The organism is Nocardia sp. NPDC004860 (genome assembly GCF_040609015.1).
Lineage (GTDB): Bacteria > Actinomycetota > Actinomycetes > Mycobacteriales > Mycobacteriaceae > Nocardia.
The window spans coordinates 1-15220 of record NZ_JBEXJI010000023.1 but is presented as its reverse complement, the minus strand read 5'-3'; the positions used below and the strand labels follow the sequence as shown (position 1 = coordinate 15220).

The 15220-nt window shown below is 66.3% G+C and carries 12 protein-coding genes; 10 read left to right on the top strand and 2 right to left on the bottom strand.

The window, feature by feature from the left end; genetic code table 11:
• On the bottom strand, nt 1-648 hold the full coding sequence (locus tag ABZV44_RS32070; protein WP_354844520.1) for a helix-turn-helix domain-containing protein: 648 nt from the start codon (nt 646-648) through the stop codon (nt 1-3).
• 98 nt (nt 649-746) lie between these two features.
• Here ABZV44_RS32070 and ABZV44_RS32065 point away from each other — a divergent pair, with 98 nt between their 5' ends.
• The 3 genes from ABZV44_RS32065 to ABZV44_RS32055 all read left to right on the top strand — a co-directional run bounded on the left by ABZV44_RS32065 (nt 747) and on the right by ABZV44_RS32055 (nt 5359).
• Nucleotides 747-1895 (top strand): amidohydrolase family protein, encoded by a 1149-nt coding sequence (locus tag ABZV44_RS32065; protein ID WP_354844517.1) that lies wholly within the window; start codon nt 747-749, stop codon nt 1893-1895.
• A gap of 76 nt (nt 1896-1971) precedes the next feature.
• Nucleotides 1972-2931: an amidohydrolase family protein gene (locus tag ABZV44_RS32060; protein WP_354844514.1), complete on the top strand. Its 960-nt coding sequence runs from the start codon at nt 1972-1974 to the stop codon at nt 2929-2931.
• Nucleotides 2932-3085: 154 nt separating this feature from the next.
• On the top strand, nt 3086-5359 hold the full coding sequence (locus ABZV44_RS32055; protein ID WP_354844511.1) for a serine/threonine-protein kinase: 2274 nt from the start codon (nt 3086-3088) through the stop codon (nt 5357-5359).
• Nucleotides 5360-5378: 19 nt separating this feature from the next.
• Here the strand turns inward: ABZV44_RS32055 and ABZV44_RS32050 are convergent, their stop codons facing one another.
• Complete coding sequence (locus ABZV44_RS32050; protein WP_354844508.1) at nt 5379-10847, bottom strand: biotin carboxylase N-terminal domain-containing protein; 5469 nt, start codon at nt 10845-10847, stop codon at nt 5379-5381.
• A 276-nt stretch (nt 10848-11123) separates the two neighbouring features.
• On the opposite strand from ABZV44_RS32050, the gene ABZV44_RS32045 reads away from it, so the two are divergent.
• From ABZV44_RS32045 to ABZV44_RS32015, 7 genes are all read left to right on the top strand, one after another.
• Nucleotides 11124-11528, top strand: coding sequence for a TcmI family type II polyketide cyclase (locus ABZV44_RS32045; RefSeq protein ID WP_354844505.1), 405 nt, complete (start codon nt 11124-11126; stop codon nt 11526-11528).
• On the top strand, nt 11529-11786 hold the full coding sequence (locus ABZV44_RS32040; protein ID WP_354844502.1) for an acyl carrier protein: 258 nt from the start codon (nt 11529-11531) through the stop codon (nt 11784-11786).
• Nucleotides 11786-12253, top strand: coding sequence for an SRPBCC family protein (locus tag ABZV44_RS32035; RefSeq protein WP_354844499.1), 468 nt, complete (start codon nt 11786-11788; stop codon nt 12251-12253). Before ABZV44_RS32040 ends, ABZV44_RS32035 begins: the two co-directional genes overlap by 1 nt.
• Nucleotides 12254-12316: 63 nt before the next feature.
• A complete protein-coding gene (locus tag ABZV44_RS32030; protein ID WP_354844496.1) occupies nt 12317-12736 on the top strand; it encodes a cupin domain-containing protein in 420 nt (139 codons plus the stop codon).
• Nucleotides 12733-13986 (top strand): beta-ketoacyl synthase N-terminal-like domain-containing protein, encoded by a 1254-nt coding sequence (locus tag ABZV44_RS32025; protein ID WP_354844493.1) that lies wholly within the window; start codon nt 12733-12735, stop codon nt 13984-13986. The genes ABZV44_RS32030 and ABZV44_RS32025 overlap by 4 nt, the downstream gene beginning before the upstream one ends.
• Nucleotides 13983-14342 (top strand): antibiotic biosynthesis monooxygenase family protein, encoded by a 360-nt coding sequence (locus ABZV44_RS32020; RefSeq protein WP_354844490.1) that lies wholly within the window; start codon nt 13983-13985, stop codon nt 14340-14342. Before ABZV44_RS32025 ends, ABZV44_RS32020 begins: the two co-directional genes overlap by 4 nt.
• Before the next feature lie 64 nt (nt 14343-14406).
• On the top strand, nt 14407-15117 hold the full coding sequence (locus ABZV44_RS32015; protein ID WP_354844865.1) for a methyltransferase: 711 nt from the start codon (nt 14407-14409) through the stop codon (nt 15115-15117).
• Nucleotides 15118-15220: the final 103 nt, after the last annotated feature.

Below are 15220 nucleotides of genomic sequence, written 5' to 3'. Positions count from 1 at the left end.
TCAGGATTCCGGCAGTTGCGGCAGCTGCGGCAGCGGACTGCTGGTGAGCTTCTGCGCGGCGCGCTTGTTCATGCCGAACATGCGCAGCACGTGGAAGGCCATCTCGTCGGTGCGCGCGTCGGCGTCGGCGTCCGGCTGGGCGTCCAGCAGCTGCAGCAGGCCGAGCAGGGCACCGCCGGCTGCCATGATCGCCATGTCCGCATCCATCGGCTCGAAGCGGCCCGCCTCCTGCGCGGCGAGAATGTCGCGGCGGGCGCGCGGGGCCAGGCCCTCCTCGCGCAGCAGGATCGACATGCCGGAATGCAGGATCACCCGCACCATTTCCGGCATCTGCCGCTGCAGTCGCCCGGTCATCCGGAAGCTGACCGCGAACACCTCGGCGGGGTCGTCGTAGAGCTGCACGATGCCGTCACGCAGCTCGGCGTAGATCTGCAGGGCCGAGCGCACCGCCTCGTCGAAGAGCTGCTCCTTGGAGTCGAAGTGGTTGTAGAAGGATCCGAAACCGACATCGGCCGCGTCGGTGATCTCTTGAATGCTGACCGCGGATCGCCCCTCCGACAAGAACTTCCGTGCGGCGCCGAGCAGCGCGTTGCGAGTGCGCTCGCGCCGCCGGTCGACGCGATTTCGAGTGACGGGTTCGGCTGCCATGGTCTCACTTCCGGTCGAAAACGGTACGCGAATCATATCTGAGAAATCCATCAGACACGATTTCGCCCTCCCGCCCGCAATTCCCCATTCAGAAAGCGATGAACGAAGTGCGCGAATCCTTCCCACAGCCACCGGCGACGATGAGCCGTCGCCGGGTTCTGGGCGGCGTTGTCGCCGGTACGCTCGGCGCCGCGGCAACCGCTGCGGCCGTGCCGATCGACCTGGCGGTTCCTGCCCGCGCCCAGCAGCCCGCACCGACCGGCGTCTACCGCATCGATCTGCATGCGCATTTCCTGCCGCCGGACTACCGAGCCGCACTGCTCGAGCACGGGCACCTCACCATCGGTGGCTATCCGACGCCCGAGTGGTCGCCGGAAGCCGCGATCGCGTTCATGGACTACTACGGCATTCAGGCGCAAGCGCTTTCGGTGTCCGACCCGGGCGTATCGTTCCTGTCCGGCAAGGAAGCCGCCGACATGGCCCGCTACTGCAACACCTATGCGGCAGGGCTCTTCAAATCCGACCCGACCCGCTTCGGCGCGTTCGCGGTGCTGCCGATGCCCGACATCCCGGCCGCCATCGAGGAGGCGAGCTACGCCTTGGACGACCTGCATCTGGACGGGGTCATCCTGCTGTCGGCCTACGACGGCGTCTATCTCGGCGATCCGCGTTTCGAACCGCTGATGCTCGCGCTCGAACAACGCCGCGCGTATGTCTTCGTCCATCCCGCGGCCATCCCCGGCACCGCGAAACCTGCGCTGCCGCTGCCGGATTTCCTCGAGGAATTCACCTTCGACACCACCCGCGCCGCCACCATGATGATGCTCACCGGGGTGACCCAGCGGTACCCGAGTATTCGCTTCCAACTCGCCCACGCCGGCGGCACCCTGCCCTTCCTGTCCTGGCGGGTCGGGGTGGCCTCGGAAACCGTGGTGGGGCAGATGTGGCCGCAGGGGTGGCCGAAGCCCTCGCTGCTCGATACCGCAGGGCAGATCTCGAACTTCTACTACGACACGGCGCTGAGCGGCTCGGCCGCGGCCATGTCGAGCGTGCTCGCGGTCACCGCTCGGGAACACATCGTCTTCGGCTCGGATTGGCCGTTCAGTGCCATGACACTCCCGCAATCGGGGACACACGATCCTGCTCCGGGGCTGAGCGATATCTTCGATACCGATCAGCGTATGGAGGTCGAACGGCTCAACCCGCTACGACAGCTTCCCCGGCTCGCACAGGCAGTGGGCGGGTGACCCGTAGCTTCGGCTCGCACTGCGCGGCGCGCCGAATATTTCGCCGACCGTGAATCGTCCCTGAAGGAGGAGAACCGTGGGACACGGGAACCGCATCGACACCCATCAACACCTCGTGCCGCCGAAATACGCGGACTTGCTGCACGCCAGGGGAATTCGTCCCGGCGGCATCGATCTACCACGGTGGTCGGAATCCGAGGCCGTGGATTTCATGGATCGCCGCGGCATCCGGACCGGCATCCTGTCGCTGTCCACACCGGGAGTCTGCCTGGGAGACACGGCCGAAGCCCGCACCTGGGCCCGTGAGGTGAACGAATACGGCGCGGAGATCGTGCGGCGGCGACCCGACCGGTTCGGGCTGTTCGCCACGCTGACGCTGCCGGACGTGGACGGAGCACTGGCCGAGGCCGAATACGCGCTCGACGCCCTGCACGCCGACGGGATCGTGCTGCTGGCGAACAATGATGGCCGATACCTCGGGGATCCGGAGTTCGCGCCACTGCTGGAACTGCTGCACGAGCGCGAGAGCGTGGTCTTCGTTCACCCGGGTGAATTGCCGGCCGAGCCGGTGCCGGGCATCCCGAGCTTCGCGGCCGACTTCCTGCTCGACACCACCCGCACGGCGCTCAGTCTCATCCTGTCCGGCGCCATGCACCGATATCCCGGCATCAAATTCGTTCTCGCCCACGCCGGCGGATTCGTCCCCTACATCGCCTCTCGGATCCTCTTGGCGATGTTCGTCGCGAAAACATCTGCGCAGCAGCCAATTCCGGCCGACGATACCGCCGTCGACCCGACCGTGCTGAAGCGGTTCTACTACGACGTCGCCCTGTCCGCCTCTCCCGCGGCACTACCGAGCCTGCTGGCGGTCGCCGAACCCGACCACATCACCTATGGCAGCGACTTCCCCTTCGCCCCGCCCGCCGCGGTCGACTTCATCAATCACGAATACGAGAACTACCCGCTGGACGACTCCCTGCGCGCGGCCATCGACCGTGGCAACGCGGAGGCGTTGTTCCCCCGGTTGAAGGCTTGAGGGCCTCGCGTATCGGTGTGTGCTCGATGGTTGCGCGATACGCTTTGGAGGTGCCGGTAAGGGGATGGCACCGAAGCTGTGTCGTTTATTCAGGTGTGGTTGTCGATCGTCGCGTGGGGCCACACCTCGGGGATTCACGTCTCGGGGTACCGATGTGGTGCATGAGCCCTTCGAGGATCTGATCATCGATCCGGCCGAACGGAGCCGCACGGCGCTCGCCGCGGCCGCGGCCCGGTTCGAGCAGGCGTGGGCCGCGTCCGGGTGTCCTCCCGACCTGTCGGCGTACCTGCCCGACGCCGATGCCGAGCGGCGTGCGGTGCTGGTGGAACTGATCAAGGTCGACCTCGAGAACCGCTGGGTTCGCCACCACTTTCCCAAGCGACTCGCCGAATATTGCGAGCAGTACGCCGAACTGCGCAGCGGCCCACCGCCTGCGGACCTGGTCTACGAGGAATACCACGCCCTCCGCCGTGGCTCCGGCTCGCAGCCGGTCGCGGGGGAGGAGCCGACGCAAGCCGGGGCTGCCGAGCCCGAAGCCACCGAGATCGGCCGGCCTCCTGTCGAGCTGGAAACGACCGAATATCGCAGCACGATGGTTGCTCGTCCGAGCGCGCAGGTCGCGCTCGGGGCGATCAATCCCGGTGACCGGGTCGGGGACTTCGATTTGCTGACGATGATCGGGGAGGGTGCGTTCGCGCGCGTATATCTGGCGCGGCAGCGGTCGATGCAGCGGCTGGTCGCGGTGAAGATCTCGCACAACCACGGCACCGAGCCGGAGACCCTTGCCCAGTTGGACCATGAGTACATCGTGCGGATCTTCGACCAGCGATTGATCGCCGACGGCGAGCTCAAGCTGCTCTACATGCAGTATCTGCCGGGCGGCACGCTGCTCGACGTGTTGAATCGACTGCGGTCGACCCCGGTTGATGCCCGTAGTGGGCGGGTGTTGCTCGACACCATCGACGGGGTACTCGAGGACAAGGGTGAGGTTCGTGCTGCTGATACGGCGGTGCGGGCCCGGATCGCGGCGATGACGTGGCCGGAAACGGTTGCCTGGCTGGGCCGCCGGCTCGCCGACGCGCTCGGGCACGCCGCCGGGCGCGGGGTGCTGCATCGCGACATCAAACCGGCGAACGTGCTGCTGAGCGCCGATGGCATACCCAAGCTCGCCGACTTCAATGTCAGCTTCAGTCAACACATCCGGGGAACCAGCCCGCTGGCGTACTTCGGTGGATCGCTGGCCTACATGTCACCCGAACAGCTCGAAGCGTGCCATCCGGAGCTTCCGGCGACCGCCGGTGACCTCGACACGCGCAGCGACATCTACGCGCTGGCGGTGATGTTGTGGGCGCTGCTCACCGGACGGATCCCGTTCGCCGACGAGGAATGCGCGGGCATGTCGGAGACGTCGCTGGGTCGCATGCTCGAACTGCGTCGCCGTCCCATCGATCCGCGGTTCCTGTCCGAGGTTCCCGCCGATTGCCCTGCGGCGCTGCGGCAGGTGCTGCTGACCTGCCTGTCACCGGATCGCGAGTCCCGCTACGGCAGCGGATCGGAATTGGCCCTGCAGTTCGATCTGTGCCTCGACGAGCGCGCCCGTGACCTCGTCTATCCACCGGAGAACAGTTGGCGGGCACGGCTTTCGCCCCATTACGTCCCGATCCTGTGGCTCATCGCGCTGGCCGCCGACGGCTTGGCGGCGGGCTACCTGTACGGGCAAACCGTGCAGTTCGGCAGCGGGCTCTTGTCCGGCGCCACCCGCTCGGAGCTCTTACGGTTGACGAACCTCTTCCACCTGATCGCCTGGCCGCTGGCCGTCGTGAGCTGGTTCTACATCTGTCGGCATCTGATCGCGGTGCCCCGCGGGCTGCGCAAGGGCAAACGCTACGACGAGGCGATGCTTGCCCGGACCCGGTCGTTCACCCTGTACTGGGCCGACCTCGATGCAGGTTTCGGCCTCGTGTTCTGGACGATCGGCGCGGGGGTGTTCGTGGCCCTGCTCGCCACGGTGGTCCGCCTTCCGCCGCGGCTGCTGGTGCATTCGGTGGAGTTCGTGCTGGTGTGTGCCGCGTTCGCGGTTTCCTACACGTTCTTCGTGCAGACGTTCTACATCGTCCGTTGCGTGTACCCGATCTATTTGCGCCATGGCCGCACGACGGCTCGCGATGCCGCCCACCTGCGCGCGCTGCGCCGCAGATGCACGGTCTACCTCGGCATTGCGGCATCGGTGCCCCTGGTCGCCGTGGTGACCGGATTGAGCTTCCTCGGGCAGGACGAGCGGGCGCGCATCATGGATACGGTGCTGTGGCTGTGCGTGATCACCGGGCTCGCGTTCGTGGCCACCTACTGGCTGTTCCGAAAGCTGGAGGCCGACCTGCGGGCCCTCGAGCGGGTCGTCGAGAAGCGATCGGGCATCGAGGACGCATGACAACTCCCGGCGCGGGCCGCTAGGAGGCCGCTGCGCCGGCCATGCCGCGCTCGATGGCCGCGACGATCTGCGGGCGGAGCGCGGCCGCGGGGATGATCGAATGCACCGAACCGACCTCGCGGGCGCGCGCGATGGTGTGGATCGCCTCGAACTCGGCGGCGACCTCGCCCAGCTTGTCCGAGCGCACCGCGGCCTGCCGGGCGGCCAGTTCGACTCGCAGCCGGGCCCTTTCGGCGCCGTCGGCGGCGATTCGCGCCTCGAGCTCGCGCACTTCCGGGTCCGCCGCGGTGCGGTTGTTCACCTCGCGGGAGAACACCACCGCCGCCGCGGGTGCGCCGCCGATCACGGAGGCGAACGAGCCTTCGACCGCGAGCACCTCCATATTGTCGTTGAGCGCGCCGGAGAAGACCACGAAGGCTCCGCCGTGGTAGCGCGAGATCACGCAGAACACGATCGGGCCGTCGAAATTCACTATCGCGCGGCCGATTTCGGCGCCGTATTCCAGTTGGATATTGCGCAGTGATTCGGGCGAGCCGTCGAAACCGGAGAGATTCGCCAGAATCACCACGGGCCGGTTGCCGCTGGCGGCGTTGATCGCGCGGGCCGTCTTCTTCGACGACTGCGGGAACAGGGTTCCCGAGGTCCAGGTGTCCGGGCCGTCGGCCGGGACCCAGCCCTTGCGCTGGATCGTGCGAGATTCGAAGCCCACCACGGTCACCGGATAGCCGGCCAGATGAGCGTCGAACACCACCGAGGTGTCGGCGCCGGCCATGTCCGCCCACCGCTCCAGCACCGTGTGGTCCTGGTCGACCACCGACCGCATCACCGTGCGGATATCGAACGGCTTCTTGCGCTCCGGGTTCCGCTCGGCGGAGAAGATGTCGCCGACGACGCTGAAGTCGCTGGAGCGGTGCACGTGCGGGTAGCTGCGCACGTCGCGGTCGACCGGATCGGTGGTGACCGCCCGACGCGGGAAACGTTCGCCCGGAGCGACATACGCGTGCTCGTAGTGCGCGAACAGGATGTCGCAGGCGGCGGTCAGGTTCGGCGCCCAGTACTGCGCCTCGCCGTTCGGGCCCATCACCCGGTCGTAGCCGCCGATGCCGAAGTTGTCCTCGGCCGAGACACCACCGGAGTAGTCCAGCGACTGCTTGCCGGTGAGCACCATCGCGCTGTCCGGAGTCATCACCAGAATGCCCTTGGTGTGCGCCAGCATGGTCGCCTCGGCGTTCCAATACGGCTGGGCGCCAACATTGATGCCCGCGACGATGATGTTGATCTCGCCGCCGCCCTGGGTGAAGGTGATGATCCGGCGCAGCGCGCGCGACACCCAGTCCATGTTCTCGGTGCCGCTGTCCATCGAGATGGTGGCACCGGAGGACAGCGTGAACCATTCCACCGGCACGCCAAGGCTTTCCGCGACATCGATCGCCGCGACCACGCGTGCGCATTCGTTCCCGGCGACGGTTCCCAGCGCCTTGGTCGGGTCGCCGAACAGGGCGATACGGGTCATGCCCTCGGGATAGCGGTCGGTGATCGTGGTCACCTGCCCCACGATCACACCGGCCGTATTGTGGCCGTACGGGCGGTCCACCGGCACCAGCGTTCCGGACGAATCGAGGTCGAGCTCGGTGAAGCTGCCGCGACCGCGGGTCAGCAGCGGAATCAGTTCGTACGGGTAGACGGTGCCGCGAGCCCTGGCCCGCTGCACCCGCTGGGCGTACTCGTCGAGGGGGCGCAGCGGATCGGTCGGCGGCTCGGTGATGGCGAAGCTGATCTCGTCGCTGGAATGATACGAGAAGCGCAGCGCCACATCACGAATCGGTTCGTCGGGGCCCGTCGAGAGGCGGCCGATGACGGTGATCTCCTCCAGGCCGGCGCCCAGGGTCAGTGGCGCGATGGTGCGCGCGATCACCTCGATGCGGTCGGCCGGGATCTCCATCACCGGCCAGACGAACAGCGCAATCCGGTTGTGGTCCAACCGCTTCGGCTCACGTTGCGTCTGCGCCCGGCGGATGCCGTCGAGGCAGGCCGCGATCTTGCGCTCGATCGCCGGTACGGTCACGATCTCGCCGTTCTCGTCCCGCTGGGCGGAGAAGTCGCGAACCTCGGCGAGTGCGATGAACCGCTCGTCGGCCGGATTGTGCTTGGCGACAGAGTGATACAGATAGATGCCGGACGGCGCGGGCAGACGGGTGCCGTTGAAGTTCTTCAACCGCCACAGGTCCAAGCGCTGGCCGGTGAGCGGATGCATGTCGCGGATGATGAGGTCTTCGGAGAGTCCGGATTCCGTGCGGCGGAAGGTGACGTGCCGGACGTCGGCGGTGTCGCCGTCCAGGACCGCCACCGAGATACGCCGCCAGGTGCCCGATTGCGGATGCGCTTCCAGCTCGGTGCGCAGCGCCGCCGACAGCTCGTCCCCGTCAGCCGGTGCATCGGCCCACGAAATGTATACGTCGACAACGAGATTCGGCACATTCGGCCCCGCCACATCGGCCACGACGTCGAGCGTGGCCGCCAGGTCGGCATGTTCGGCCACCGTGGAGACCAGGTGCAGCCGCTCCCCGGCGAGCTCGAACGTGCCGGTCACCAGGTGCCGGCCCGAGCGGTCGAAGGCCATCACGTTGTCGAGGTCGTGGATCCGGTAGTACTGCCGGGTGATCACCTCGAGCAGCGGGTTCGGATCCGAGATGTATTGCCCCAGTAGGCCGGTCAGTGGTTCCGGGGCGTTGACCATGGCCGCGACGCGCCGCGCGTAGAAGGAGGCGCCGGGCCGCCGGGCCAAGTAGGCGAGGCTGCCGCGCACCTTGTCGTACACATCCTCGCGGGCCGCGCGGATCAGCGGCTCGTCGAATACCCGGAAGCGCAGGGTGCGTGCCACGTCGCCGATCAGCGGGTAACGCAACTGCGTGGCCAGGATGAGACGGTCGAGCACCTCCCTGAGCTCGGGCACCTCCGCGGTGCGCTCGTCGGCGTTGGCCAGCCAGCGCTCGAGTTCCCCGGCGATCACCGGTACCTGGTTGTCCATCCGTTGCAGGGCCAGGAACAGACGATAGACCGCCTCCTCCAGTTCGGGCGTGCGGTCGAGCGAGGTCACATCGTAGTGTCCCAACGCGCGAGAAAGCCTGGCGCGGAAGGACTCCGGCAATCCCTGCACATCCACGTCGAGTGACTGCAGGAACGAGTGGAAGTGCTCGCGCGGGCTGTGCACGGGATCGGCCACCTCGCTCTCGCCGATGGTCGGGCGGTTGCGGGACAGCTCGCAGACGTCGGCGAAGGTGGTCAGGATCGCCAGTTCGGCCTGGGTCAGCTCCGGGTCGTCCCCCGACAGCTCGTTGCGCAGCTCGTTGTACTCCCCGAGCAGCGTGCGGGCCCGGGCGGCGCTGACGTCGTAACCGGTGAGCAGGGTGCTCAGGGCGTCCAGCCGCGCGAAGGCCTCGGAGCGGGCGTCGCCGCGGATCTGCTCGAGCGGCGCGAACTCCACGCGGCGGCTCTCGGCGACGCTCCCGAGGGCGTCACCGGTATCGACGGCGTCCACCCGCAGCAGCGGCGCACCGGCATCCACCTGCGAGTTCACCACGGCGTTGAGTTCCCGGACCCGGCCCGGACCAGGGGCGCGGACCGCGGTCTCCATCTTCATCGATTCCAGCACCACCAGGGTGGCGCCGGCCTCGACCTCGTCACCGACGGCGACCGGAACCGCGACCACGACGGCGGGCGCGGGCGCCCGCACGATGCCGGCCTCGTCCTGACTGATCTGGTGGCCGACGCCATCCACCTCGACCAGGTAGCCGGTCGGCCCGGCCACCGAGACGACGTGATGGCGGCGGTGAGCGATCGCGTAACGGCTTTCGAAGGCGCTGAGCCGATCGACGACGACCTCCAGATCACCGGAATCGCCGCTCACCTGGTAGCGCCGCGGGCCCACCTGGCCGACCACCAGCGTGTAGGGCTGGTTGCGATAGGACAGTTCCACCGTCCGCCCGATGGCGTGCCTGGCCCGTGGGCGGCCGCCGCGTGCGGAGGAGAGGAAGGCGGCACGCTCGTGCGCTTCCTCGGTGTCGTAGGTGTCGATGGCGGCGGCCAGCAGCGCGACATCGGCGACCGCGGTCGGGCCGTCCGCGGTGCCGGCGCCGGTGCGATCCAGCCAGCCGGTATCGGCCTCGCCGGAGATCAACTCGGGGCGGTTCAGCAGGTCCAGCAGGAAGGACTTGGTGGTGGTGCCACCCTCGACGACGACCGTGGTCTCGCGCAGGCCGGTGCGCAGCCGGGCGAGCGCCTCGTCGCGGTCGCGACCCCACGCGATCACCTTGGCCACCATCGAGTCGTAGTCCGGCGGGATCACATCGCCCTCGGCGATGCCGGTGTCCACCCGCAGGCCCGAGCCCAGCGGGAACCTGAGCAGTTGCAGCCGGCCGGGTGCTGGAGCGAAACCGTTGTCGGCGTCCTCGGCATTGAGCCGGGCCTCGATCGCGTGGCCGAATTCCGACGGGCAGTCGCCGTCGAGCGCGCCACCGGACGCCACGTGGATCTGTAGCTTGACCAGGTCCAGGCCGGTGGTGGCCTCGGTGATCGGGTGCTCGACCTGGAGGCGGGTGTTCACCTCGAGGAAGGTGAACCGCCGCTCGTCGGGCTGGTAGAGGTATTCGACGGTGGCGGCGCCGCAGTAGCCGGCCGCTTTCACCAGGTCGGCGGACACCTTGCGCAGGTGATCGGCGTCGTCCTTGGTCACCACCGGAGACGAGGATTCCTCGATCACCTTCTGGTTCTTGCGCTGGATGGAACAGTCCCGCACGCCGGGCGCCCACACCGTGCCGTGGCTGTCCGCGATCACCTGGACCTCGATGTGGCGGGCGCCGGTGACCAGGCGTTCCAGGAACACGACGGGATCGCCGAAGGAGCGTTCTGCCTCGCGCTGGGTGCGCTCGAGCGCGAGATCCAGTTCGTCCTCGGCGTACACCTTGCGGATGCCGCGGCCGCCGCCGCCCGAGCGAGCCTTGACGATCAGCGGATAGCCGATGGCGTGTGCGTGCCGGCGGGCGTCGGCGCCGGTCTCGACCGGGCCACCGGACCAGGGCGCGACGGGGACCCCGACTTTCTCGGCCAGCAGTTTGGCCTCGATCTTGTCGCCGAGCAGGCGCATGGCGTGCGAGGAAGGACCGATGAAGGTGATGCCGAGCTTGCTGACGAGATCGGCGAACATCGGGTCCTCGGCCACGAAGCCCCAGCCCACCCAGACCGCGTCGGCCGAGGCCTCGATCAGCGCGCGCTCGAGTTCGGCATGGTCGAGGTAGGGGTTGGTGGCGCCGTTGCGCCGCAGCGTGACGGTCTCGTCGGCCTGGCGAACGAACAGCGCACGCCGCTCGGCATGGGTGTGCAGGGCGATGGTGCGGATCCCGTGGTCGTACTCGGCATTGAGCTCGCGGACAGCCCGGATCAGACGCACTGCTGGTTCGCCTCTATTGACTATGGCAATCCGCTGGATCATTTCTCCGTCCATTCTCGTGTCGGCGAATCGCGTCGTCGGCATTCATTGTTAACACCGCTTCGACGGTGTGGCGCGCAACGGCACCGAGAGAGTCATCAAAAAGTGTCCCACCCCCGGACGTCACCTCAGGTGTTGATTGTCTTCACCCTGGGGACGAGTCGGATGGCCTCGAGGGTGATGGATACCGACCGGTCTCAACTCGTAGGTTCGTTGTACCCCGAAAAGACAGATACCGGGTTCCACGTTCCCCACCAAAGCTCAAGTAGGAGAAGGCCGATGGTATTTCAACCACATCGTTCGCTGATCGTCGCTCACGTGCGTCCGGATGCTATTTCCAACGTTGGCGAGATCTTCGCGGAATCTGATTCGTTGACGGATCTGCCGGGGATTGCGGGTGTGACCCGGCGTGAGCTGTGGGCTCTGGATGATCTGTATGTGCATTTGGTGGAGACCGAGGAGCCCGGTGGCGCCGCTATTGGCAGGGCTGCGCGGCATCCGGAGTTCGCCCGGGTGAGTGCCCGGTTGCGCGAGTTCGTTTCGCCCTACCTCCCGAACTGGCAATCGCCGGAGGATGCGCGGGCTCGCATGTTCTACAGCTGGACACCGGAATCCGGTCCGAGGCTGGAGATCCCGAACCGATCAGCTTCGGGTTTCACCACACGAGGGAAGGAAGAGAAGTAAATGTCGGATGTATTCACCATCGAGACGCTGCGCGCGATCCTGGACGAGCATGTCGGGGTCGACATCGGTCCGGAGGAGTTGGAGCGGGCGGACGCGCTGACTCTGGAGGAGATCGGTGTGGATTCGTTGGCGGTCTTCGAGATTCAGAGTGTTGTGGAACGTGACTTCGATGTCAGGTTGCCTGCCCAGCTGCTCGGGATGACCGGTGGTGACGTGGTTCGGTTCGTCGAGTTCGCTTTTATCAAGGAGGTTGCGTGATGTTCGGTCATACAGAGAATTCGATCCTGATCGATGCGCCGCTCGAGGTGGTGTGGGATTCGACCAATGATGTTCGGTCCTGGCCGGATTTGTTCTCCGAGTATGCCGCGGTCGATGTTCTCGCCGAGGACGGTGACACGGTTCGTTTCCGGCTCACGATGCATCCGGACGAGGCGGGGCAGGTGTGGAGCTGGGTCAGCGAGCGGACCGTCGATCGGGTGAATCGGACCGTGGACGCGCATCGGGTGGAGACCGGGCCGTTCGAGTACATGCAGATCCATTGGAGTTATGCCGAGTCCGGGTCGGGCACCCGGATGACCTGGGTCCAGGACTTTCACATGCGTCCGGCCGCACCGATCGACGACGCCGGCATGACCGATCGCATCAACACCAACAGCGTGATTCAGATGCAGCTCATCAAGGAAAAGGTCGAAGGACATCTCGTCGGCGCGCCGCCGCGTGCCTGACCGCCACACCAAGAAGCCCCTGAAGCCACCGTGTCGCATCACTCATCGAGAGGAATTTTGACTATGACGAAGTTACCGCCGGCTCGCATCGATATCGCCGACCTGCCCGCCGACCGTCGCCGGGGCGGTGAAATCAAGACTGTGCTGAGTCCGAAAACCGTTGGCAGCACGTCCGGTTTCACCGGAGTTGCCACGCTGGAGCCGGGGGAGCGCATCGCCGAGCACTATCACCCGTATTCGGAGGAGTTTCTGTATTGCGTGCAGGGAGACCTGACCGTCGACCTCGACGATGAGCAGTGGTCGTTGTCCGCGGGGCAGGGATTGTTCGTGCCGATCGGTATCCGGCATCGGGTGCGCAATACCGGGACCGAGACCGCCAGCATCGTCTTTCACCTCGGACCGCTCGCGCCGCGACCCGAACTCGGCCATGTGGACACGGAAGCGTCTACCGATGGCGCCGCGACCGCGCAGAGAGCGCGATGAACCGCCGCGCAGTGATCACGGGGATCGGTGTCGTCGCCCCGAGTGGAAACTCGGCGAGCGAACACTGGAAAACCGTTGTGGCAGGCGAGAATCGGATCGCACCGATCACGCATTTCGATGCCTCCGCGTATTCGACCACGCTGGCCGGAGAGGTCCGTGACTTCGTGCCGGAGGAGTACCTGGATCGCCGTCTGATCGTGCAGACCGACCGGTGGACGTGGATGTCGCTGGCGGCGACGGCACAGGCCTTGACCGATGCCGAGCTCGATCCATCCACCATCGATCCGTACCGGCAGTCGGTGGCCCTGGCGGCCTCGACCGGCGGAAATCAGTTCGGCCAGCGGGAGATGCAGCGGCTGTGGTCGGGATCGACCCACACCGTCGGCACCTATCAATCGATCGCCTGGTTCTATGCGGCAAGTGCTGGGCAAACCTCGATTCTGCATCAGATGAAGGGTCCGTCGAGCGTGCTCGTCGCCGAAGCGGCGGGCGGCCTGGACAGCCTCGGATATGCCGCGCGCGCGATCGGTCGCGGCGCCGCCGACGTCGTCCTGGCCGGCGGCACCGAGGCGCCACTGTGCCCCTACGCGATCACCGCCTCGCGCCGCAGCGGATGGATGAGCCGGCAGACGGACCCCGAACGCGCATATCTGCCCTTCGACGCCGATGCCGCCGGATATGTCCCCGCCGAGGGCGGCGCCATCTTCGTGGTGGAAGAAGAGCAGCACGCACTACGGCGCGGCGCACCGTACGTGTATGCGGAGCTCGCCGGGTATGCGGCCACCCAGGACGGTCGTACCTCTCGCCCCTGGGGTGACACGACAGTCGAGCCGCCGTCGAGATACCTTGCCGCCGCACTGCGGCGAGCACTGGACCGGGCGCAGGCCGCGCCAGGGCACACGGATGTCGTGTTCGCCGACGCCGTCGGCGTACCGGCTGCCGACCGGGCCGAAGCCGACGCGATCCGCACCGTCTTCCCTGACGGGGTACCCGTCACCGGTCAGAAAGGACTGCTGGGCAGAGCTTCCCAGGGCAGCTCCGCGCTCGACGTCGCAACCGCCGTGCTGGCCATGCGGGAACGCACTCTGCCCGCGTTCGGGGCATTGCCCAACCCGGCCCCGGGGTGCGAACTCGATTTCGTCGCTGCTCCGCAGCGAGCAGCCATCGACATCGCCGCCGTCGCCGCACGCGGATACGACGGCTTCAACAGTGCGCTGATTCTGCGCCGACCCGAAGGAGTCTCACTGTGAACGACACCGAGAGCACCAACGGCAGCCGCCTCGGGCGCGGTCGTGTCGTCTTCTTGATCACCGTGCCACTGGAACGGCAAAGCGAGTTCCTCGCTGCCTACGAGGACATCCGGCACGTCGTCGCCGAGGGCGTGCCCGGGCATATCGTCGACCAGGTCTGCCAATCGGCGACCGATCCCGAGCAATGGCTGATCACGAGCGAGTGGCAAGACCTCCAGGACTTCTACGACTGGGAAGCCACGCCGGAACACCGCACGCTCGTCGGTCCGATGCGTGAATGTTTCACCGCCGCAAGGTCATTGAAGTTCACCATCGTTGCGGTCACGACCGGCGCAGCTCGCGAGACGGCCTGGTAGATCGGGCCGAGCCACCCCAACACCACCGAAACATCAACCCGACACGGTCGGAGAAGTGATCATCATGCGCATTTCGAAAGTCGTATCGAACAAATCTGAAGAAGACATCTCGGCACCGACTGCCGCACGCATTCGCGCCGGCGCCGAGCACTATAATCGGTCGGAATTGGCCGTGTATGACCGGATGGTATTAGGGACAGTGAGTCGCTGGATCTGGCGATGTCCACGCACAAGAATGTTGGCGCACTATGACGCCAATATTGCCGGTCGCCATCTCGACATCGGCCCGGGAACGGGATGGTTTCTGGACAACTGTCAACTCCCGCCGAATCCGTCGATTACCTTGCTGGATCTGAACGACGTGGTGCTCGACACCGCCGCGAGACGCATCGAGCGCTTTCACCCCACCATCTGCAAGAGCAACGTTTTCGAACCACTGGACCTCTATCCTGCCGCACAGTTCGATTCTGTCGGGATGAACTTCCTCTTACACTGCTTGCCCGGTTCGGTCCGGCAAAAATCGGTGGTCTTCGACCACGTGATACCTCATCTCGCGCCCGGCGCCCGGGTATTCGGAAGTACTATTCTGGGCGAAAGCGCCGAACATACCCCCTGGTCACGCGCACTGATGCGTTACCTGAATCGGGAAAAGGTATTCGGCAATAGGGGGGACACCATCGAGTCCATCTCGCACGAGCTGAAGACGCGTTTCGCCGAGGTGCATATCCAGCAGTCAGGTGTCGTCTGTCTCTTCTCCGCACGCGATCCGCATTGAGCCTGACGACCGAATTCTCAGCCCGGCTTTGGCCGGAGAAAAGTGATGATTATGCGTAATGACAGTGATTCCTGGGACATCAAGACGAGTGTGGGTGCTACCG